Raw genomic sequence first — 24,519 nt, 5'->3', positions numbered from 1 at the left:
ATTGCGTGTAACTATATAATATTAAGACATATTCTCAACGTGGCATATTCACCACAGCATCTTTCAAATAACCATCACAATCACACTAACCGCTCCCAAAAACAAAATTGGCATAGGCATTCTAGATGTTTCACCTTGTATAAAGCCCGCTAAGTCATTTGTCGCAATTATTAGAAAAAGCCAATCGTTTGACTTAGATCACTTAATACCAAGTAAAAAGAAAGCGAGCTTAATGCTCGCTTTCTTTTAGGCTGCTTTCTGGGAGGGAAACTCCGCGGAATAACTTTCCCAATAATCTGGAACAACAAGCGCTGTAGTACTAGAGTAATTGAATGTCGTATTCACCTCATCAGCGGTCGCAGAGAGTGAATTGGTACCATTTGCATAAACGGTTATTTCTCCTTCTTTCAAAGTAGACAAATCAAGATCAACGGTCCATGTACCATCGTCTAGCACTGTTGCACTGCCTAGAACCTCCAAGCTATCGGTATCAACCGCTTTGAGTGCTATTGTGTCCCCCGTCTCGAAACGAGTACTGCTACCATTGACGGTTACTGTTGTTAGGCCTGTGACATCGTTTACTGTTTCAAAAGCGATAGTAGGAGTCATCGCTAGCACTTTGCTAGAAGTGAATGCCTCACCGGCATTGCCCGTTGCATCACTAAAGCCTTGCAACGTTAACGCCACACTCTTCACCGAATCCGCAACCGACGCGACTTCTGCTGTACCCACCCATTGGGCTTGAGTACCCGATTGCGCGGTCCAGTTGATCGCCGCTGTACCCAGCGTTGACCCCGTCGGTGTGGTGACGCCTTTGTCGAACGTGGCGGTAACGGCCACGCTCTCACCAGCCGCTGCGTACGTTGGGTTAATCGACGTTTGACCGTCGTCCACCGTCGGCTTGGTTTGCGTCAACGTAAATGTCGTTCCCACTTCTTTTGCTGGTGCGCCCAAGTCGTTAGTCCCGTTCACCGTCACCGTAATGGTGCCGTCTTTAAGACCCGAGACATCGAGCGTCGTGTTCCATTTACCCAATGCAGCCGCTGTCGTGGTTTGCGTGACTTCTTTATTGTCCGTATCGACCGCTTTGATGGTCAATGTGTCTGTGGTTTCGAAGCGTGTGCTATTACCACTGGCGGCAACGCTTGCAGCGCCCGTTTCGTTAACATCACTGATATTTTCAACGGTTAAGGTTGGGGTCATCGCTAGCGCTTTGCTAGAAGTGAATGCCTCACCGGTATTGCCCGCTGCATCCTCAAAGCCTTGCAGCGTTAACGCCACACTCTTCACCGAATCCGCAACCGACGCGACTTCTGCTGTACCCACCCATTGGGTTTGAGTACCCGATTGTGCTGTCCAGCTGATCGCCGCAGTACCCAGCGTTGACCCCGTCGGTGTGGTGACGCCTTTGTCGAACGTGGCGGTAACGGTCACGCTCTCACCAGCCGCTGCATGCTCTGGGTTAATCGACGTTTGACCGTCGTCCACCGTTGGCTTGGTTTGCGTCAACGTAAATGTCGTTCCCACTTCTTTTGCTGGTGCGCCCAAGTCGTTAGTCCCGTTCACCGTCACCGTAATGGTGCCGTCTTTAAGACCCGAGACATCGAGGGTTGAACTCCAAGTACCGCCAGAATTTGGGTTTACGTTTGCGCTCGCCTCGGTCCCTTCGCTGTCCGTTGCCTTGATAGTCAACCTATCCGTGCTTTCGAAGCGTGTGCTATCGCCACTGACGGCAACGTTTGCAGCGCCCGTTTCGTTAACATCACCGATATTTTCAACGGTTAAAGTTGGGGTCATCGCTAGCACTTTGCTAGAAGTGAATGCCTCACCGGCATTGCCCGTTGCATCACTAAAGCCTTGCAACGTTAACGCCACACTCTTCACCGAATCCGCAACTGACGCTACTTCTGCAGTACCCACCCATTGGGTCTGAGTACCCGATTTTGCTGTCCAGTTGATCGACGCGGTCCCCAGCGTTGAACCCGTCGGCGTGGTGACGCCTTTGTCGAACGTGGCGGTAACGGTTACGCTCTCACCCGCCGCTGCGTACGTTGGGTTAATCGACGTTTGACCGTCGTCCACCGTCGGCTTGGTTTGCGTCAACGTAAATGTCGTCCCCGCTTCTTTTGCTGGTGCACCCAAGTCGTTAGTACCATTTACGGTTACTGTAATGGTGCCGTCTTTAAGACCCGAGACATCGAGGGTTGAACTCCAAGCACCGCCAGAATTTGGGTTTACGTTTGCGCTCGCCTCGGTCCCTTCGCTGTCCGTTGCCTTGATAGTCAACCTATCCGTACTTTCGAAGCGTGTGCTATCGCCACTGACGGCAACGCTTGCAGCGCCCGCTTCGTTAACATCACCGATATTTTCAACGGTTAAGGTTGGGGGCATCGCTAGCGCTTTGCTAGAAGTGAATGCCTCACCGGCATTGCCCGTTGCATCTTCAAAGCCTTGCAGCGTTAACGCCACACTCTTCACCGAATCCGCAACTGACGCTACTTCTGCAGTACCCACCCATTGGGTCTGAGTACCCGATTTTGCTGTCCAGTTGATCGACGCGGTCCCCAGCGTTGAACCCGTCGGCGTGGTGACGCCTTTGTCGAACGTGGCGGTAACGGTCCCGCTCTCACCCGCCGCTGCGTACGTTGGGTTAATCGACGTTTGACCGTCGTCCACCGTCGGCTTGGTTTGCGTCAACGTAAATGTCGTCCCCACTTCTTTTGCTGGTGCGCCCAAATCGTTAGTACCGTTCACCGTCACCGTAATGGTGCCGTCTTTAAGACCCGAAACGTCTAGCGTCGTGTTCCATTTACCCAATGCAGCCGCTGTCGTGGTTTGCGTGACTTCTTTATTGTCCGTATCGACCGCTTTGATGGTCAGTTCGTCAGAAGTTTCAAAGCGTGTGCTATCGCCACTGACGGCAACGCTTGCAGCACCCGTTTCGTTAACATCACCGATATTTTCAACGGTTAAGGTTGGCGTGATTGGCAATTCATACGACGTATTGTCCTCACCCACATTACCTACTAGGTCTTTATATTGACTCACCACTAGGCCAACACCGAGTTCTGGTACGTCTGGGACATTAACGGTACCGGTCCAAACTTTCTTATCAGCAGGATCAGACGTTAGCGAAGTAACATTGTTCGTTCCCAATGTTGCCGTGGCCTCTTGCAACTCTTTGTCAAACTCTAGCTTAACGTCTACTGCCTTTCCGATTTCTTGATGCAGAGGATCAAACGTTACTTTAGTAAGCGTAGGTAACACACCTTCTACCCCCAGAATCAAACTATCCCCTTTTCCGGGGATATTGTTGATGCTCTTATAGCTTCCATCATCGACCCGTATGGTTATGTCTTTATTTTCTCTTTCTGGTGTTATGTATGTGACTGTCCAAGTTATGTTGTCAGTGGTACTCCAAGATAAAGGTTTTAACTCACCGCCATTATTCTCATCTAACTTTACGTCTGAAATATCGAATTCTGTGACTTCTTCAGTAAAAGTAAACGTAAGCGGGACTTCGACGCCACCAGCCAAAGGTGTGCTTGCAGTCGTCGATATTGTTAGCTCAGGGACTGTTGCTGCTTCTACTTTGTATGTTGTCGTTTTTTCCGTTTGATTGCTGACTGCATCAGACGCGATTACTTTTATCGTGTAATCTCCTGGCGATAACAAGTAGTGGAACACATAAGGGTCGCCATCGTTAGTAGGTTCCGTGATTGACTGTGGCCCTACTGCTAGACCTGAGCCGTTGTCAGCCGTTGATGTTACCGAACTTAAGTTTTTATCAGTCACATCAGCAGTTACATCCAACTTATATTTATCATCCGTCGGCGTCATAGAAACTTGATCCGCAGTGATACCAGTGATGACCGGTAACTCATGATCAACAACGGATTCGATACCTTTGGCATCATAGGTCTTATTAAAAAGCTTAAAGTCTGTAACAGCACGTCCCATTGAGTCAGTGACTGTCAGTTTGTACATGTATTCAGCTTGGTCATCAATTGCAAAATCCATGGTACCAGTCGCGCTTGACGACACAATATTGCCGTTGAAGTTAAGCGGGTCTCCGGTAGTTGGAATCATATCAATGGAATAATGAGTAGCCTTGACATGCTCCCCCTCTGTAGACGTAATCGTGAACGATTGACTTTCTTTAGTGAATGCTAGCTTGCCTCCCAGCAAGCTAGTCATGTCATTAAATGAGAGAGTAATAGTCGGCACAGTCAGATCGATAGTCTTGTCTTCACTACTCTGGTTATCCACCGCATCTTTCGCGATTACCTCAACCGTAATTTTATCAAGACCTGAAAGCTCACCTTTGGATAGCTCGAAATAAGTTATGTATTCCTTATCGTTTTCCTTGTTCGTTTTTTCTTCTTCAAAGTCAAGCGCTCGCACCGTGTACTTAACCTTAGCTAAACCACTGACGTCATCTTTCATCTCGACAAAAGTGAACCTAACTTTGTCACCTGGTTGCTCAGTAACCGTGATCAAATCTCCAATGACAGGAGCAGTATTATCAAATCGAATATCTTCAACTAAATCTAACCCACGGTTTTCCCAAACGTCAGTGACCAGAACCTCGATTGTTAACGCTTTATTTTCTAATCCCGCATCCAACTCATCACTATGAAAGCTTGAACAGCGATACGTGTCATCATCACTACAAGTGGTGAAGTTTCTGAAGTTATCAGCGTTATTTTTTAAGTCGTAAGACTCACCACCAAAGGTAACACTGACATTTTCTATGTCCGAGTATTCGGCAAGCTTAACTCTAAAGTCTACATTGAGGATTTTACCATTTAATACATCACTACCTTCAGGGCTTGTAATTTCAACTACCGGCTTTTCAGTTGGTAATATGAATTCAAACTCATGCTCTGCTGCTAAGTTGCCTGCATTATCAGTAATGTTGGAAATTTTGTAGGCATGCGTAACCGCCGTCTTTTGAATAATATCGGCATACTTTTCTTTGTAACGGCAAACAGCTTCACCATTGGCATTCAAAACACAACTCTCAGCACTAAACGGAATACCTCCAGCCATTCTAATTAACTTAGGGAAATCCGCGTTGTCGGTAATATTTACTCCTGACAACTCATCTTTAAATATAAGGTCAAATGCAAGGTACTTAGTTGGATCATCTAAGTCATAGGTCACCTCATAGCCCTGAAATACGTATTGATCCGTTTCAGGTGAAACTGTCTTTGGAGACTCTGCATCCATCATTTTAAAGTCAAACTTCCGCACTGCTACGGCCCCATTCGTGCCCGTAGTTTGGACGATCAAAACAGCAGGTGAATACGAAACATTTTCCGAGTCAACGCTACAACTAGGCTCTTGCCCCAAAGAAATATTCTTCACGCCAGAAGTAGGCTTTTCTCCACTAGGGGGGGCATCGTCACCATTGTGTTCCCGACGAACCCAACACTCTATGCTTTTTGCTTTTACTTCACTTTTAGTTACGAATTTGACGTCTAACACCCCGTCAGACACATAGTTCTGAAAATCTATAGGCTCATCAATATCAATAGCTACACCATTACGCTGGACGCTTAACGTACGGTTAATGTTGCTAACTAGTGGAGTACCGTTATGTTGGACATTATTTTCAACACTAATACTCAGCTCATAGTTCCCATCAGTTCCTAGTTGCAGCTGGGTTAACGTCGCTTCCCAAGTGTCCTCTGAACCGTCGACTTTATAAAACTGAAAGTCTGTAGCTTTACTTTCACCCGAGTATTTATAAGTAGATTTAATTTCTTTAACACCACTCACATCGGTTACTTTTAAAGTTAGCTTAATGTCACCTTCGTTATATACAACTCGGTCAATTGATTCACCACTATCTGCGTAAGCGATCGTAAGGTCCAATTGGGGAAGCTTACTGCTCACGTTAACCAAAAAGTCACTTGTCGATGAGTTGCCACGAGTATCTGAACCTTTAACTCTAATTGTATGCTCACCATCACTTTGCCCACCTAAAGGGATTTTAAGAGCGTCAGCATTAACTATTTTTGTTCCCGGAGTACCCGGAGTTGGTTCAACATCTTCAAATATCCAGTACTCTAAGTTTTCTCGATCTACCCCCTCAGTAGAAACGTTGCCATTCGGGCCTAAATCTGTAGCTCTCAGTTCAAAGACATAATCACTATTGTAATAACTATTAACATCGTGCCCCATCAAGCTAAATTCTGGGCCTTGATTATCAAAAACTACGCTATTTGTATTCGATTGACTTTCAAAACCATGAACATCTTTTGCTTTAACATAGAGACGGATGCGATTTCCTTCATTCAGGTCAATATTCTTAGTCTCATCTTCCAAAAGTGGCATTTCGAACTTTTGACTTGGGTTCTCAGGCTTAAACGTTTTTAACACTGTAGGGTTATCTACCTGGAACAAAGACACTTCCTCAATACCAGAATCATCTGTCACAGATTCAAAAAGCACATTGAACTTACGTCCTACTACGGTGTTTTCTTTATTCAAAGCGTCTTCAATCCAAGGGGTAGAAAGTAGAATTACTGGTCCCTTATTATCAACTTGAAAGCTGAACGTCCCCTTCCTACTCTCGTTTGCTGGATAGGCTTTATCCGTTGCCGTTACATAAAATTCATTTTTGGAATCGTAATTAAAGGCTTCTGCAACCAATTGAACTTTAACATCCGGCTGCTCGCCAATGAGGTATGGTTGATCACAAACGCTTGTTTCAGGATCACAAGCTTCTAAAGTTTGGGACTGACCTGAGCCTTTCCTTAGTTCGACTTTTACATTGCTACCTTGACTAAGATCACCCCAATCGATCACCGGAGTCCAAACATCGTTGCCACCCAATCGCTCTGTAATTTCCGCATCATTAACAACCGGTGACTCAGAGTCGATATAAATACGAAACCTTGGGGCCCCATTGTCGGCATCTGATACCGCGTTCCCCAAGTTATCTTCGGCACTAACTACCGCTAACCAGTCACCATCTCCTGGGTTAATTGTTGTTCCTTGAGTCGAGCAATCTTCCTGACTGCATAAGCGTACGACGAACCGATCGCTTTGGTTGGTATAAAACTGCTCATATGAAACTGGGTATCTTTCCCCAGATGTCTTATAGAAAAGTAAGCTACGTTTCTCGAGTTTGTCATCAACCACATCATCCAACTCAAAAGTTAGATCGTGGATGTTATTTCTAATACTCAGATAAACATCTTCCCCTATAGGGTTATTATCTGGACCTATAGGAGGGATGTAACTCGCCTCCGGATAGTCATTATCCACATACAAACGCTCTATAAGAGGGTCGGCCTCAGTATATCCATTACCTTTGGTATCGAATGCCGTTGTCTCCAACGCAAACTCGATGATATCGGTGAGATCTGCTGACTCTGTATTTAGGGTAAAGAAGTACTCTTTTCTAAATTTATTACTATCGCCAGATTCTTGTGGTTTAAGTTCCAATGAAATTTCAGTATTAGGGTCACCCATGGCATACCACATGCTTTGGAATTTCGGGGCTTGGTCGCCTTCCTCTACAACCCCAGATGGATCTTCTAACACTACTCTAGATACCACTTCACCCGCGACATATAGCTTGTCGCCAACCATTGTTGTGCGGCCAGTCTCTATTGTTAACGTTTGTTTCGGCGGATAAATATCAATACTGCCGCCACCACTATCAAAGATATTATCTTCGCCAAGTTTAGGATTAGCCGTAGAAATATCATCGGCATAAAGCTGAGCAATATTATCTGGGATACCGTATTTTTCAGTCATGATATCGTAGTAGGACTGAGCAAGATCTTTACGGTAGGTATCAGGTTTAAATACATAACCATCTAGTTGGATTTGGTTCCCACCAGCTCCAATCCCGTTTGCTTTACCATCGTAGCTAAGATCGTCATAAATAGCGGAGGCGAAATCAGAAGAGTTATTACGAGGTGTGTCCTGAGATAAGTCATCAATTGCTTCAACAAGGAAACGGTGCAGGTAGTCGTTAGAGAGATCGCTAGGAATTGTCTCCTCAAGCATCTCATTTGTAGCGTACGCCGTAATGGTTGGATCGAATCCAAAGAACGATTCGTTACCGCCAGCTAGCGCGTATTTCACATCCGTAAGAATTTGCGAGGCGCGTTCTGATGTTTTGTCACCGGCTTCTACCTGATTCCAACGATAATCGAACAAACCTGTCTGGTAAGTGGCAAGCTCGGTCACGTAATACGTATTCGAACCATCAAGTTCAAAATATGCGCCGATATTGGCATTGTTTAGATTAACGCTCGCTTTGGCACCTGCATCATCTTTCCATTGGTAGTAGTGAGGGTCTGTCCCTTCTACACCAATTAAACGTACTCGCATAAATTCATAATTGACAACGTCCGTCGTGGCTTCACAGGAAGCAACATCAAGCGCGGTAGTTTGATCACTTTCTGGCTGCTGAATGGTGGTACAACTTGCTAGAGAGGTAAATTCACCATTTGGGTTCAAACCTTCTAATTGCACACGTGCACCAATGAAAGGGGTCACAACCGTCATCGTAGGTAGGTCAAAACTGCTTCGGAAATAAACTTCCTGGGTCGCACTTTCATTGTCGGACTCGTCGATGGTTTGAATCACCAGTTTTTGGCTAGCGTTTTCTGAAACGTTTTTAAAACCATCACCAAGTACCTCTTTTACGAAAGGAACGTAGTAAATAACCTCATCGACTCTGCCTTCGCTATCTAAAATAGTTTCGTGAGGGATACTCGCGGTGATAGTGTCCGTCGAGGCCACGGTTTGTGTTGTGTTTTGAAATGCGTAGTTGTTGTCGTTGTTTTGGCTTACGTAGTACTTCACGACTAGTTTAAGTTTGTCAGCACTTGAGCCTAAAACCGTATCGGAGTTCACATCAGAAACTCGAACTCGCACGTAAGGGATCTTATTCTCTTTCAATACGTTGACGTGAAAATCGGCGAAATCAACGCCATCAATTGATTTCAAGCCGGAAGCAGCATAGACATAATCGATCTTCAAGTAGTCTCTACTCGACTGCACGTTGTCTGAAGTATAAGTATCTTGCGTGTAAACCCCTTCGTACGTAGACCTTTCTCCATCGACGGTCACATTAACGTAGTTCATCGATGTCCCTTCAGGGTATGTAATGATCTGAGCAGGCGCTTGATCGTCACGGCTTACTGCATGCTGGTATTCACCGACGTTGTCTTTGGTATCGGTCGCCTTGATATCGAACGTAGTCGTAGATAAGAAATCGTCTGTCGAATACGGTTCGTTAAACTCACAAGCACTGCCCGACTCTGCCGTCACAGGAGAACAAGACACATCTTTCGGTAGCCCGCTTTTAAATGAAACGCTGACCGACTTAATGTCTTGAGACGCTTCTTTTACTATGCCTTTTAATACGTACTCTTTAACTACGTTGTTAATAGCGCTTGCCGAAGTAACAGAAATGACAGGTGCATCATTATCCCACTCAAAATTAACGTAATGACCTGAATTGCTACCAGGAACAAGTTCATTGCCTAAAACGTCCGCCGTGTAAAACACCAAACGCGCTGCAGTTACATTAGAAAGGCCGGTATCTGGGTTGACCTCAACTGCATCAATGGCTTTTGTATCGACACTTACTTTGATGTTTGTTTCTCGAACACCGACTTCAAATCCGCTTGCATCAACCGAACAAAACTTACTGCCAGAAGTCTGTTGATCGTTACATTTGAATTCGCCTGACCAAGCACCATGTAATTGATATTCCACATAAGCAGAAACAGATTGAACACCGATATCGTCATTGAGTCTGATATCTACGTTATCTGTTCTTGCTAATACATCACTATCGGTGCGAGTTATGGTTGGTGGTGTTGTATCGATTTCGGTTTCATCGCGTGGTGGAATAACACCATCGGTCGTACCATGACTTCCCAAGTCATTAATTTTTTGACTAAAAGCAACGTAATCATCAGCATCCGTCCCTGAGATATTAAGCTCTGGGTCGTTCACTACAATCAAAACGTGTTGAGAAAGATCTTGAGTGTAAACGTCGCTGGTAATTCTCTGCTGACCAAACGTAAGCGGCGTCACTGCACCTGTCGAGTCACTTATTTCTAAGCCGTCTAGAAGACCATCAGCGATGACATCACGAAATTGAATGTCAGCAAAATGCATTGAAGTATAGACGTTGTCCTCAGACTGGCCGTATCTTTGAATCAGGTCATAAGAATATGAAGAGTATGCTGTTAACAAAGCTCCGTACTGGTGACCAGGTGTAGCAAAGCTACTTTGGCCTCCTTTCGTTATATCAATCGGAGTGGTTTCATTGACATTGAACCCGTACATCCCATTGATACTATCTAAGGCTTCAGACACCGCATCTGAGCCAGATTCCCCACCAGAAATCTTATACTTAGCTAAACCAGAAACAATATTAGTCAGTGGTGTGAGCATTAATTTCTGATCGCTACCTTCACTAAAATTCACTACCCCTTCTAAGCGCAAAGTCTTGCCCGCGCTCGATGACACAATTTCTTTTGTGAGAGGATCGGTGTAGCTACCTTGCTGCGCGACGACATACAAAGGCATCGAAGAGGATTCGAATTCAAGCTTGTAATCACCAAAGGCATCAGAAGTCGTACCCGCAAGCAATCTGCCGACTTTTCCATCCTTGTATTCAAACACCTCGATCTTGGCGCCGTTGACTGGAGCGTCAAAAACGTTACCTGAGATGCTTCCTGTATTCCTAGCTGGCGGGGTGTTATCACCACCATCCCCACCACCACATGCACTCAATAAAAGTGAAGCAGCCATGAGACCTAACGTTGGTTTTAGTGTATTTTTAGTGTACATAGTAATTTGGCAGAGTCTATTTTGCCGAGATTATATTATTGTCTGGAATTTTCTCAACGTGACAAAATAACCATTGAATCAAACATAAACGCTAAGAAAATAGGTAGTTTTAAACCTCTTTAGCAGCGCTACTTCACATCTATCGTTATTTAATTAGTAAAAACACAGGAATTAGCTATAACGGCGTGTAAGATTTTATTTTAAATATTATACTCCCCTCAATTTTTCGGCTCTAAGCACAGTTTTATTTTAATGACAAGTTTAATATTAAGACAACATGCGCAAAACTTTGCTCTACCCCTTATTATCATTGCGCTAGCGATCGTTACGGGTGTGTCAGTTACCCATCAATTACTCTCCCCCAGGAATGAGATTCAAGCTATTGTTCCTAAAGTAGTAATTCACGGCAACATTCGCCAAATATACAAAACTAACTTTCGTCGCACGACCATTAAAACAGGCCGCATTGATTACTCGTTTGTAACATCTCTGATAAACGCTGGATTATCTAAAAAAGAAATAAAATCACTACTGAAATTAATTGAAAACGAATTTGACATTATTGGCTCCGTTCGAAAAGGCGATAAATTTTCAATAAAAACCCGAACTAATAGGCATAACGAAAAATACATTAGTTCTTTTTACTATTCCGGTAGTAAAAGAGATTTTTTCGTTATTAGTGATGGCAAAAACAACGCATACGATGAATATGGCAATAAGCTAATTCGCAAGCCATATTACTCATTTCCACTAGCAAAAAAGCACAAAGTTAGCTCTGGTTTCAATTTAAAACGAAAACACCCAGTCACTGGATTGATTGCCCCACACTTGGGCACCGATTACGCAGTCCCAATTGGTACACCGATACAGAGTATTGCGGACGGTGTTGTTGTTAAATCACGGTATAACCGCTTTGCGGGCAACTACATTAATATTCGTCACACCAACGGCTCAATGTCTCGTTATCTACATCTATCTAGTAGCGACGTTCGTGTGGGTGACAATGTCACTAAAGGACAAACCATTGGCCGAACAGGTAATACGGGAAGAACAACCGGTCCACACCTGCATTTAGAGCTGATCGTTGATGGTGTTCCTGTTGATTATGCTCGTCGAATCAGAACCAACCCTGCTCCCCCCGTAAACATGCAAATGATGTTGGCGGCAAGAAAAGAGCGTGTAGAGCTCATTAAAGAGTTACATAAATACGCCTCTTAATATCGTTTTGGTTTCTTTTTTCAGTTCATCGCAACACAGAACTTGGCTAGTGAATACCTAAAATCTCGTCACTGTCTGTGAGCTTCGATTCGAAAGTGACCAAATCGGAGCGCCAGCAGTGCTTAAGTCGTTAAATATCTTCCTGTCACTCTTGCTCTAACATTTCCGCTCCCCCAATAAAGTGTTAAGATCATCACATGCTCGCTGTAGTGGTAACGAGTGGTGATAATTAGCCCCACTCCCTTAACATCTTCATACGTGATGTAAATAAGACGAATAACCCACCAGCATAACCATGAAACAGTAAGGCGATTTTTCAGATGGTTAACAACTCTATCCAGTGGTTTCCGGGCCACATGCATAAAGCCCAAAAAGAGATTGCAGAAGCAATCCCTCAAATAGATGTCATTATTGAAGTGCTTGATGCTCGTATCCCTTTTAGTAGTGAAAACCCTATGATCGCGGAGCTCAAGGGAGATAAGCCAGTAGTAAAAGTGCTGAACAAACGTGATCTCGCGGATCCAGAGTTAACCCAAGTTTGGATTGACCATTTCGAGAAAGAACACAACGTAAAAGCGATTGCCATTACTACCTCTCAACAGCCCGAAGTCCAAAAAATTATGGAGTTAGTACGTAAGCTTGCTCCACATCGCGAAGAAATCGGCAAAAACATCCGCACCATGATCATGGGTATCCCCAACGTTGGGAAGTCGACCATTATCAATGCTTTGGCGGGTCGAACTATCGCAGTAACAGGCAACCAACCGGCGGTTACACGTCGTCAGCAACGTATTAACCTTCAAAATGGTATCGTTCTTTCTGACACCCCGGGGATCCTGTGGCCAAAAGTAGAAAACCCACACAGTGGTTTCCGTCTGGCAGCAACTGGCGCAGTAAAAGACACGGCAATGGAATATGATGAAGTCGCCTTCTATACCGTTGAATACTTAGCCGCTCATTACCCTGAACGACTAAAAGAGCGCTACCAAATTGAAGAGCTTCCTGAATCTGATATCGAAATAATGGAAGAGATTGGGCGTCGTCGCGGTGCTTTACGTGCGGGTGGACGTGTAGACCTTCACAAAGTATCTGAAATCCTTCTTCACGAGCTGCGTCAAGGCACTTTAGGTCAAATCACTCTAGAGCTTCCAGAAATGATCACTCAAGAGCTAATCGAAGTAGAAATCGAAACCGCGCGTAAAGAAGAAGAAAAAGCCAAGCGTAAAGAAGAGCGTCGCAAGCGTTACCTTCGTAACAAACGCTAACCAACACTTGTTCAATACTCATCGTTTTGAAGGCGCGTATTTATCGCGCCTTTTTTGCATCAAAAATATATTCTTCTTTTCGTAAAAGTCAGACATTCGTTCTCACATTTTGTGGAACTAAGACCTCTAAAAGCCCCCCCCTTTCTCTCTTTGTAATTTGCTTTCGTCGTTAAGTTTTGTAGGAAATATCAAACAAAATCATTAATTTTTATTACGTAAATTAACGGTTATTTTTCAAGCACGATCTTAGTTAGACCCCCGAATGGTAAGGAGTTACAAACCTCACCCAACCCTTAAATGCCGAGTTTGCAAGGACACGCAAAGTTATGCAACTTGACTAATGACAGTTCATTCATATTCGTCAAACTATATAGCTGTCAGCGCTGGCGTTTTTCTGTATTACGAAGAGAACTTATTATGAGTGATAAATCGAAAACGAAACCACTTCCTTCTTTTGTTGAGGAACGCCTGGATTTTTACCTTCAAGATTTGATTGAACAAAACGAGAACCAAAAGCACTTGGTTCTTGGTAAACGTCCAAAAAGCAACGCGGTAATCATGCAAAGTAATGACTACCTAGCGTTGTCTCATAACGAACAAATCCAGAAAACACATCGGGATGCGATCGTTGAACACGACGATAACGTGGTGATGTCAGCAATCTTCTTACAAGACGATTCCTCCAAGCCTGCTTTCGAAGCATTGTTAGCCGACTATGTTGGTATGGGCAGTTGTTTACTTTCCCAATCGGGATGGGCTGCTAACATTGGTTTGCTGCAGACCATTTGTCCGCCTGAAACACCGGTCTATATCGACTTCTTTGCGCATATGTCATTGTGGGAAGGTATTCGGGCAGCAGGAGCGCAAGCGCAACCATTCATGCACAACAACATGAGCCACTTGCGTAAGCAGATCCAGCGTCATGGCTCAGGCGTCATCGTGGTAGATTCGGTCTATAGCACGATTGGTACGATCGCCCCACTCCACGACATCTACGAAATGGCGCGTGAGTTTGATTGTGCTTTAGTGGTGGATGAATCCCACTCATTAGGAACACACGGGCCTAACGGCTCTGGCTTGGTAAAAGCGCTGGAACTCACTGATAAAGTCGATTTCATTACTGTCAGTCTGGCAAAAACCTTTGCTTATCGAGCAGGAGCGATTCTCGGCCCAGAAAAACTCGCGAAAACACTTCCTTTTGTTGCTTATCCAGCGATTTTTAGCTCGACGGTATTGCCTCAAGAAGTGATTCGCTTGGAGAAAACGTTGGACGTCATTAAAGGGTCCGATCATAAACGTAAAGACCTTTTTCAGCGCGCCAAAGAGCTCAGAACTGGATTAAAACAGATTGGGTTTAATATTCGGAGCGAATCTCAAATTGTTGCCTTAGAGTGCGGTAGCGAACGAAATACTGAACGTGTGCGTGACTTTCTCGAAGACCGTGATGTTTTTGGCGCAGTATTCTGTCGCCCTGCAACAGGAAAGAACAAAAACATCATACGTTTCTCGATCAACGCCGATATGACACCACGAGACATTGACCACGTGCTTACGGTATGCCAGGAGGCGTTTAACCATCCAGAATTAGAGTTCGTATAATAAGAAAAGACAACGGCCCTTTTGAATGGAAGTTGTATATTGCCGCTAAAATAAAAGAGCTCAGCGTGTTGCTGAGCTCTACTCGTTATTGATTTCAGTTAGATCCAGTTTGCAATCTTATCGAAGAGTCGGTTCTTATCTGCTGGCTTAACAATAAAATCAGACATCCCAGAAGAACCAATCTTATCTAATGTTACCGGAGAACTATCACCAGTATGTGCAATAATAGGTACAGCCGAATACGCTTTATTTGCCCCACGAATACGTCGTGACGCCTCTACGCCATCCATTACTGGCATCTCAATGTCCATCAAGATAAGGTCGATGCTATCGGTATCCAACGCATCTAAAGCCTGTTGTCCATCTTCTTTTTGAATAACATCAAAACCTTGCTTTTCTAACAACATTGCGGTGAATTTTCGTAAAGATTCATTGTCATCAACTACCATTATTGTGCGCTTATTTGTCGCGTCTAAAGGGCGCACTGGCAGTGCTGTGACAACATAGCTCGCATCATAGAGCAAACGGTCAATAGTGGCTTTGGTGTTCAAGAGCCACGCTTGAGTTTCGACCCAAATCGCGTCAAAACTCACATTACGAACTCGTTCTATTGGATGGTGCTCAAACAAATAGACGATACGAGCTTCTGTGAACGATAGCAAAGACTCAATTTTATCGAGGTGACTTCCTCTAGAATCCAAGCTTTCCATATCAACAAAAATAAGGTCAAACTCGAACTCATATTCTTTCTTCTTGAGGGCTGACGCAATATCCAAAACGGTCAATTCAAACCCCATAAAGCGCGCAATATCAGTAACTTTTGCAACCAATATATTTTGTTCCGTAACCATTAAAACGGTCTTCAGCTTGGTCAGCTCATTTTTAATTTCTTTAACCGAGTTTGAGGTAATCAGTGGAAACGTCATGGTGAACTGAGACCATTCACCAACTTCTGATTGGCACTTGATGTCGCCGCCGAATGAACGCATGACCTTCTTACAAAATGGCAATCCTAATCCATAATTACCTGATTTACCGGTCGTGTAAAAATCTCTAAAGATGCTGCGAATCACCTCGCTCGGAATACCTGAACCGTTATCCGTAACAACAATTTGGTTCACGACCTCATCACTGTACATGGTGACGTGAATATGAAAATCTTCGGAACTGCGATGATGAAAGGCATTCTTGAATAGGTTGTACATCACATACTTCAACAACGTATCACTACCTAAGAAATCAAATTCACTTCTTACATCCAAAGAGATAGCAAAACGGTCTGTCGAACGTTTATAGCTGAAGCTCTCGATAGCACTCTCCACGACACTTTGTGCCGAGTGTTTCTTGAATGTTGAGCGAGAGACACGATTTTCATCAATCGAGGTAAGCAACAAATCAATCGTCTCGTTTCCAGAGTGAATGATGTTCATTGCGTCATCGCTCACTTCCCGTAACAGTGTCACATCTTCATCACTTAAAACATATTGTTCTTTCCTCCCCTGTTTAGGGTTGGGCAGCACGGATTGAATAACATCAATCGACGTTAGTAAGCCGCTAAGAGGGTTGCGCATTTCATGGGCGATACCAGCCCCAAAAGACTTAGCCAAAGAAACCTTTGCTTCGTGCTCGACCTGATTACGGAAGTAAAACAAGTTGCCAAACAGGTAAATAAACAAAAAGATTGGCACGTGAGTCCAATCCATCGTGAGTTCTAAATGGAAACCTTGAGCAACCCAAGCAAAAAACGTCGCTAGTCCAATCCCGGTAAATGTTTGAGCAAACATTACTCGCGTAATATGTACCAACAAAATATGCAGAAATATCGCCGACATAAAGGACATGACCCACACGTTGGACCAATTATTCATCAACAACATGTAGAAAAAGAAGCAAGGTAAACAAAGTGTGACCGCAACTTGGTAGTAAGCAGGTAAATATCGGCGCCATTGAAAAGGCATACGATTACGAGCAATGATGCCGAAGAACAAAACGGAACACAGTAAACGTAGCGGTAGATTTTCATAGGGTTGCGGGAACATAAACTCCCACACCACGTAATAGATTGGGAATCCAACAAAGCCCATCCATCCTACTAGCGTTAGGTTTGGTTCTGCGTACTGATAAACTTTGCGAATCGCGTCCATATTGAATACTTTATTAACTAAGCCTTAACGTTGTTGACTAATTTTATGGTTTGCTTTGTTTTCATTCTATTTGCCCTTCAATTATATATTACTTAAGGAGCATAAGCAGTGAGACTTCAATCAAATATTTCGCGACGCTCTACTTTAAATTCAGCTCGTTATATTCACAAAATTAATAATTAAGCAAATTCGAATATTAAATAAACAAAAACGCGAACTCGCGCAATGTCTCATGCAGGAAAGCCGTGCAACATCAATTTCTAGAGAGAACACGCTCTCACCGGCTCAACTTATCAAACAAGGAAGCCTATGCAACCAATAGCAATCAAAAATGTCGTATTCGATGTTGGAAATGTACTCGTTAGATGGTCGCCAATCGAAATTGTTAGACTCACTTTTGGCAATGATGCCGATGTGGAATGGCTCGTCAAAGATCTGTTCACAAGCTCAATTTGGACGGATTTAAATAAAGGCCTGATTAGTGAGTCGCAAGCCAAACAGCGTTATCAACAAGAGAAGCAACTTTCAGCAACAGATTGTGAACGACTCTTTTATTATGTAAAACAAACACAATTGCTGATTTACGGCAGTGTCGATTTACTGAAACGTTTAAAAGCTGCGGGTTATGGCGTCTATGCGTTAACCGACAACGTGGTAGAAATTGTTGAGTATCTCAAATCAACGTATCAATTCTGGCCGCTGTTCGATGGCACGACGGTTTCTGCCGAATTGGGGTTATTGAAACCTCAACCAGAAATCTATCAGAACCTTCTTGAGGCTCACCAACTTGTTGCTTCAGAAACGGTGTTTCTTGATGATATGCCTTATAACGTAGAGGGGGCAAAAGCGGTTGGTATGGCTGCAATTCAGTTTGAAAATGCTCAACAATGCGAAACTGCCTTGAAACAGCTTGGATTAATATTCTAATTTTCTGCTTTCCTGTGAGCCATAAAAAAGAGCAGCGAATTCGCTGCTCGTTCATGTTTGATACGTGAGTAATGTCTAAGAATAAATTACGTTTTCTTCAATCCCGCTCACTAAGGATTGAGCACTGGACCAACGGAATACTTTTTCCATGACCTCATTTCCACTAGGCGCTTTCCAACTGCGCTCTTGACACTCTTGCCCGCCGATATGCTGATAAAATTCTACCGCTGGTTCATTTTGTGAAACTACCTCAAGATATAAACCACTGTCTTTGAAATATTGTTGGTGCCACTCCGCAACCGCAAGTAAAAGCTGTTTGCCGATCCCACGCCCTTGATAACCACCATCAACATGTAGCGCTTCAATGAAGCTGCCACGTTCAAAGTCATGATTACCGAACACACAAACAAAACCAAGAAGAAGACCACCCTCTTCTGCTAATACGATGTGTTGGTTAAATGGAGGGTTTGTCAGACGCGTTTGCCAAATCAGTAATTTGTCGTCACTCGCTTCGCTATCCAAATAGCCGTCACTCAGAATGCCACGGTAATGTCGCTTCCAACTGTCCACGTGTAACTGCGCGATGCGTTCATAATCCTTATATTCCGCTAATCGTAATTCCATTACGTATTCCTATTTTCTTACATTTCTTTGCTTCTCTATCGAGCTTTGGCATTTTCCACCTCATTCCGGTCTTATTATTGGCAGATTTTACAAATCTAACGCCATAGCTCATTGATTAATACTACTCATTATTCGTTTAAAAGCAAAATATCCCACCAATAAGCGCGATAAATCATAAACATTGTGCAGCGATAGAGCAGTCACAACTCGATACAAAGTCGTCTAACTTTAGTTTGACTTACACGTGTACGCTGATATTCTAGCGAACAGTTGTTAGCTCAAAGTTAGGGACACATCGTGACGCATAATAAACCGCCCATTATCTGGTTGAATCTATTGATATTTTCTGCCAGTTTCATTCTGACTTTTGTTGTATTGCCTTGGTATGCATACCACAACGGATTAGGTTGGGAACATCTGATCTGGGGTATCATCGCCTTTAGTTTTACCAATCTCTCCATTACCGCGGGTTATCACCGTCTGTGGAGCCACAAAACCTATGAAGCTCACCCAGTTTTACGATTCATCTTTGCCATCGGTGGTGCTTTCTCTCTTCAAAACAGTGCAATGCATTGGTCTTCTGATCATCGTGTTCACCACAAACATGTAGATGACAATGACAAAGACCCGTATTCAGCGAAACGCGGATTTTGGTATTCGCATATTGGTTGGATGCTACGCGACTATAATAAATCGAAAGAAAACGAGTACACCAACTGTCGTGATTTGAAACGCGATAAGGTCGTCGTGTGGCAGCATAAATATTATGTTCCACTCGCAATCCTGACCAATATTGGCTTTCCTCTCGCATTGGGTTTGATATATGGCGATGTATTGGGAATGTTTTTAATCGTTGGAGCAGCTCGCCTCTTCCTAAGCCATCACACTACCTTCTTTATTAACTCATTGGCGCACGTTTGGGGCAAGCAAACCTTCACAGACAAAAACACGGCTCGTGATAACGGTATTTTGGCTTTCTTTACCTTTGGTGAGGGATACCATAATTTCCACCATATCTTTGAGAACGATTACCGAAATGGTGTGTACTGGTGGCATTACGACCCAACGAAATGGTTGATAAAATCATGCTCTTGGCTGGGGTTAACAACCAAACTTCGTACGACATCGACTTTCCGTATCGAAAAAGCGCGCGCAACTCAGTTGCTGAAAAAGGCAAAAGAAAAGTTAGAAACGAAACCGAATAGCCAATCGATTCGAGACCAACTTCAACAGGAATTCGATGCACTTGTACACCACATGCAAGAATATTATGAAGCGCGAAAAGAAGTGCTTGGTGAGAAAACAGCAACGGTAGTGAAAAAGTACGAACGTTCCGTATCAAAGCTGAAATACGAACAAATTAAGGAAGAATTTGAACGTCAACAACGCAGTTGGAACCTCCTAGTGCGACGCTACGCATAACGTGTAACTCGCGCTTCAATATAAAGACGTCAAAACAAAAGCTCCGTTCATTCGGAGCATTTTTGTTCAATCAAGCCCCTTTAATGTGATCTAGCTCGAACTATCGCTTTTCCTACTTTTTAATCATTTCGTACGATTTTTATTCGACAAATCGTTCATATTTTCCTTTCTTTAAAATCAATAAAACCAGTGCATAACACCTACAAAACGTAATTTAAACAATATAATCCAGCGCAATTATTTATTAATCTATTATTTGTTTTAGATCATGCTAGCTCTAATTTAGTCTCGTGCCACAAGAAAGAATTCTGTAAATTTCCTTGTCATAAACTGAAACAGTTTCTTTCTTTTTTTCATAATATCTGGAGACAACCCTATGTTAGAGCTCTTAATTGGCTTGGCAGTGACCATTGCTGTGGGTTATTTCATTGTCAAAGGCTACAAAGCCGCTGGCGTGTTATTAACCGCAGGTATCAGTTTGCTTCTTATGACAGGTCTGCTTGGCCATGACGTTCTGCCATCAAAAATAACCTCAACGGGTAATATGGTGACGGACTCACTAGAGTACGTAAAATACATGCTTCAATACCGTGGTGGTGGCCTAGGTATGCAAATCATGCTACTTTGTGGTTTTGCGTCTTACATGACACACATCGGCGCAAACAATGTTGTAGTAAAACAGTTCTCTAAACCGCTTTCTGTTATCAAGTCTCCTTACGTCCTTTTGGTAGCGGCTTACATCGTGGCATGTTTGATGTCTCTTGCAGTGAGTTCAGCAACTGGCCTAGGCGTTTTGTTGATGGCAACCCTGTTCCCGATGATGACGGCTATGGGTATCTCTCGCCCTGCAGCGGTTGCAGTATGTGCTTCACCTGCGGCAATCATTCTTTCACCAACATCTGGGGACGTGGTCATCGCTGCGGAAAAATCAGGCCTAGCGCTTGACGTGTTCGCGGTTCAAACCGTACTGCCTGTGTCTATTTGTGCAATCATCGTAATGGCTGCAGCAGCTTTCTACTGGAATAAATACCTAGATAAGAAAGACAACACACCAATGGAAAAAATTGACGTATCAGAAATCAAAGCTGATGCGCCAGCGTTCTACGCAGTTCTTCCTTTCCTTCCAATCATCGGTGTATTCCTATTCAACGGTCGTACGATTCCTGGACTGACTCTAGACATCTACACTATCGTGGTAGGTTCTATCTTCTTAGGTGCAGTGATTCACTATGTGGTGAACAAGTTCGACGGTAAGAAGTCACTTGAAGATCTCGATTCATGCTATGCCGGTATGGCAGACGCGTTCAAAGGTGTAGTCATGCTGTTGGTTGCGGCGGGCGTATTCGCACAAGGTCTAATGTCTATTGGCGCTATCGATAACCTACTACACCTTGCAGACAACGCGGGTGCGGGCGGCATTGCGCTCATGCTTATCCTAACGGGTTTAACTGTTGCCGCTGCGATTGCGACGGGTTCTGGTAACGCTCCATTCTACGCGTTCGTAGAGCTTGCTCCTTCACTGGCTGCGAAGATGGGTCTTAACCCTGCGTTCCTAATCATTCCAATGCTACAAGCATCTAACTTAGGTCGTACTATCTCGCCAGTATCTGGTGTAATCGTTGCGACTTCTGGTATGGCAAACATCAGCCCATTCGAGGTGGTGAAACGTACATCAGTACCAGTTCTAGCTGGTCTGCTTACGGTTATCATCGGTACGATGGTTCTTGTACCAATGACGGCATAAGCACCGACTGTATAACAGCGATTTACAAAGGCTCGGCTTCTATGTCGAGCCTTTTTGCATCGATTCAACACACCTCGTCAACACTTTTCCTCCCCCTGATACTCCGTATTGAATACGCAATGTGTCTCTTATTTACAAAACACAGCACATTATAAGCCAGACTAATTTGCTTAATATCTCAGCTACTTATATAACGTTCCAATACATTCAAAAAATGGAACTTACTATGACTTCACTTATTGTTTTTATCGTCATCATTTTGCTTATCGCGGTGTTTGCGGTCAGCATTTACAACAAGCTAGTGACGCTACGTAACCGCTTTAAAAACAGCTTTGCTCAAATTGAGGTTCAGTTAAAACGTCGCTACGACCTGATCCCAAACCTTGTTAGTACAGCAAAGGGCTACATGGAGCATGAGAAAGAAACGTTTGAGCGAGTGATTCAAGCTCGAAACCAAGCCATATCCGGTTTGAAAGCAGCCAGTAACGCACCAGACAGCGACGCAGCCATTAGCCAATTAGCACAAGCAGAAGGCATGTTACAAAATGCACTAGGCAAGTTAAATGTGGTTGTAGAAGCGTACCCAGAACTGAAAGCCAACGAATCCATGAGCCAACTGCAAGAAGAGCTGACAAGCACAGAGAATAAAGTCGCTTTTGCTCGCCAAGCGTTTAACGATGCAGTGACCAGCTACAACACCTACAAGCAAACTTTCCCACCCGTTCTGTTTGCCAATATGTTTGGCTTCCAAGACGGTAAGCTGCTGGAGTTTGCAGACAGCGAAGCAATCCAAGAAGCGCCAAAGGTTGAGTTCTAATGGATTTCTTTGACCATCAAGATACCGCACGTCAACGTACCGGGCTTTTGGTGTTTCTGTTTTCCTTAGCGGTATTTGTCATTACAGGTTTGGTCAGTGTCCTATCGATTGGTATTTACTATGGGGTGACGGGTGAGCCATTTGATCAAAACACAGCCATTAGCTACGTCTTATTGTGCTTTGCGGGTGTCGTGTTGATCGTAGCAATAAGTTCGATGATTCGCCTATCTGACTTATCTTCAAACGGTGGCCGAGGCGTTGCAGAAAGCATCGGTGGCAAGCTGATTTCCTCCAACACAACAGACGCCAAACACAGGCGACTTCTTAACGTGGTAGAAGAAATGGCGATCGCGTCAGGGATTCCCGTTCCTCCTGTTTATGTGATGCAGGAAGAACGAGGCATCAACGCGTTTGCCGCTGGCATGAGTATTGATGATGCTGTAATCGGTGTCACACAAGGCGCACTAGACACCTTCACACGTGATGAATTACAAGGCGTGATTGCGCATGAGTTCAGCCACATCTTAAACGGCGACATGCGCCTGAACACACGTTTAATCGGGGTTCTGTTTGGCATCACTTGCATTGCCCATTTCGGCCATCTAGTGTTAGACAACACATACCACACCAGTCGCGTCTCAAGAAGCTCTTCCGATTCAGATAAAGGCTTTGCCGTCATTATGTTGATAGCGATTGTATGCTTGATTCTAGGCTGGGTTGGCACTTTGTTTGGTTCAATGATCAAAGCGGCAATCTCAAGACAAAGGGAGTTCTTAGCCGATGCGAGTGCGGTTCAGTTTACTCGTAATGACCAAGGCATTTCAGGTGCTCTAAAGAAGATTGGCGGTCACGCATCTGGATCTAGCTTAAATGCACAAGCGAGCAGCCAAATGAGCCACATGATGTTTGGGCAAAGCAGTTTGTCTGGCTTCACCGGCTTCTTCGCTACTCACCCACCTCTGGAAGAGCGAATCCGTCGCATCGAACCTAACTGGGACGGCAGCTTTTTACACAGAAGTCAGAACCACGCTTCAGCGTTTGGAAATGAACAAGTCAGTGGGTTTTCGTCCGATGCCGACTTTGGTTCTACGCACCTTGAAACTCAAGTTGAAACAAAAACTTCTTCAGAGCTAAGTGAAACGGGTAAACTGCTTATCAGCCAATTGCCCCAAGGCTTGGTAGACATTGCGCGTGAACCCTACAGTTCGCGCTTTATTGCATTGCTTCTGATCTTTAATGGTAGTGATGTGCAACGTGAGATGATTAAAGGTCATATTCCAATGGTCTCGCACGCAAAGCTGTTACCGTGGCTGGATTACGATTTGCCCCTACATTTGAGGCTTCCTCTACTAGAGCTCGCTCTCCCTGCGCTTAAATCGATAAGTGAAGGTCAGAAAAGTAGACTTTGCCAAGTGTTGCGTGAATTGTCTCAAACCGATAATCATTACTCACTAGGTGAATGGTGCGTCATTAACTTGTTAGAAAAGCAGCTTATTGCGCCATTTGGTTCTACTCGCCAGAACAAAACCTTTAAGCAGCTCAAAGAAAGCGTTCACTGGTTACTACGTGAATTGGCATGGGTCACCCATTCAGAGCACGAAGGCGCGCAGCGAGCATTCAACGCTTCGCTCAAATCGCTAGGGTTTGCAGAAACCACGCTAGTAGAACCAAATAACGACTGGCGCTTAAGTCGCGCAGCACTGGAGTTGTTGCTGCAACTTAAGCCACTTCAACGACGCCAGTTTGTTGAGGCGTGTCGTTTGGCTATTGAGTCTGACGGCAAGATTACCGTCGCAGAAGGCGAATTGTATCGAGTGATAGCATGCTTCTTAGAAGTGCCAGAACCGCCACTGACTGTGACGCTTTAACTGCACAAAGTAAAACGCCAGCAATGAATGCTGGCGTTTTATATTCGTAAACGGT

The 24,519-nt window shown here is 44.1% G+C and carries 11 protein-coding genes; 8 read left to right on the top strand and 3 right to left on the bottom strand.

Translation table 11 applies throughout. The annotated features are described in order from the left end of the window. Nucleotides 1–246: 246 nt before the first annotated feature. Nucleotides 247–10,797 carry a tandem large repeat gene (locus ATB76_RS19925; protein ID WP_061036053.1) on the bottom strand — a complete coding sequence of 3,517 codons (10,551 nt, stop codon included), beginning with the start codon at nucleotides 10,795–10,797 and terminating at the stop codon, nucleotides 247–249. 291 nt (nucleotides 10,798–11,088) lie between these two features. Here ATB76_RS19925 and ATB76_RS19920 point away from each other — a divergent pair, with 291 nt between their 5' ends. The 3 genes from ATB76_RS19920 (at nucleotide 11,089) to cqsA (ending at nucleotide 14,918) form a co-directional block, all read left to right on the top strand. Beyond that, complete coding sequence (locus tag ATB76_RS19920) at nucleotides 11,089–12,054, top strand: peptidoglycan DD-metalloendopeptidase family protein (protein ID WP_061036001.1); 966 nt, start codon at nucleotides 11,089–11,091, stop codon at nucleotides 12,052–12,054. Nucleotides 12,055–12,374: 320 nt separating this feature from the next. Next, nucleotides 12,375–13,319 carry a ribosome biogenesis GTPase YlqF gene (gene ylqF, locus ATB76_RS19915; RefSeq protein ID WP_038867858.1) on the top strand — a complete coding sequence of 315 codons (945 nt, stop codon included), beginning with the start codon at nucleotides 12,375–12,377 and terminating at the stop codon, nucleotides 13,317–13,319. A 297-nt stretch (nucleotides 13,320–13,616) separates the two neighbouring features. Then, complete coding sequence (cqsA, locus tag ATB76_RS19910) at nucleotides 13,617–14,918, top strand: alpha-hydroxyketone-type quorum-sensing autoinducer synthase (protein WP_081094943.1); 1,302 nt, start codon at nucleotides 13,617–13,619, stop codon at nucleotides 14,916–14,918. A 98-nt stretch (nucleotides 14,919–15,016) separates the two neighbouring features. Here cqsA and ATB76_RS19905 read toward each other — a convergent pair whose 3' ends face one another. After that, nucleotides 15,017–17,062, bottom strand: coding sequence for a hybrid sensor histidine kinase/response regulator (locus ATB76_RS19905; protein WP_045419543.1), 2,046 nt, complete (start codon nucleotides 17,060–17,062; stop codon nucleotides 15,017–15,019). A 309-nt stretch (nucleotides 17,063–17,371) separates the two neighbouring features. On the opposite strand from ATB76_RS19905, the gene ATB76_RS19900 reads away from it, so the two are divergent. Next, nucleotides 17,372–17,989 (top strand): HAD family phosphatase, encoded by a 618-nt coding sequence (locus ATB76_RS19900; protein ID WP_039977003.1) that lies wholly within the window; start codon nucleotides 17,372–17,374, stop codon nucleotides 17,987–17,989. Between the two features lie 75 nt (nucleotides 17,990–18,064). Here the strand turns inward: ATB76_RS19900 and ATB76_RS19895 are convergent, their stop codons facing one another. Continuing rightward, nucleotides 18,065–18,613 (bottom strand): GNAT family N-acetyltransferase, encoded by a 549-nt coding sequence (locus tag ATB76_RS19895; protein ID WP_038867865.1) that lies wholly within the window; start codon nucleotides 18,611–18,613, stop codon nucleotides 18,065–18,067. 297 nt (nucleotides 18,614–18,910) lie between these two features. Here ATB76_RS19895 and ATB76_RS19890 point away from each other — a divergent pair, with 297 nt between their 5' ends. The 4 genes from ATB76_RS19890 (at nucleotide 18,911) to ATB76_RS19875 (ending at nucleotide 24,464) form a co-directional block, all read left to right on the top strand. After that, nucleotides 18,911–20,035 carry a fatty acid desaturase gene (locus ATB76_RS19890; RefSeq protein WP_061035999.1) on the top strand — a complete coding sequence of 375 codons (1,125 nt, stop codon included), beginning with the start codon at nucleotides 18,911–18,913 and terminating at the stop codon, nucleotides 20,033–20,035. Nucleotides 20,036–20,411: 376 nt separating this feature from the next. Then, entirely contained in the window at nucleotides 20,412–21,779 is a 1,368-nt protein-coding gene (gene dcuC, locus ATB76_RS19885; protein ID WP_061035998.1) for an anaerobic C4-dicarboxylate transporter DcuC, read from the top strand. Between the two features lie 226 nt (nucleotides 21,780–22,005). After that, nucleotides 22,006–22,596 carry a LemA family protein gene (locus ATB76_RS19880; RefSeq protein ID WP_061035997.1) on the top strand — a complete coding sequence of 197 codons (591 nt, stop codon included), beginning with the start codon at nucleotides 22,006–22,008 and terminating at the stop codon, nucleotides 22,594–22,596. Next, nucleotides 22,596–24,464: a M48 family metallopeptidase gene (locus ATB76_RS19875; RefSeq protein ID WP_061035996.1), complete on the top strand. Its 1,869-nt coding sequence runs from the start codon at nucleotides 22,596–22,598 to the stop codon at nucleotides 24,462–24,464. Before ATB76_RS19880 ends, ATB76_RS19875 begins: the two co-directional genes overlap by 1 nt. The last annotated feature ends 55 nt before the right edge of the window (nucleotides 24,465–24,519 follow it).

This window comes from Vibrio sp. MOR3, from assembly GCF_001557775.1.
Lineage (GTDB): Bacteria > Pseudomonadota > Gammaproteobacteria > Enterobacterales > Vibrionaceae > Vibrio > Vibrio jasicida.
The sequence above is the reverse complement of the archived record's forward strand: the minus strand, read 5'-3'. Positions and strand labels throughout refer to the sequence as shown.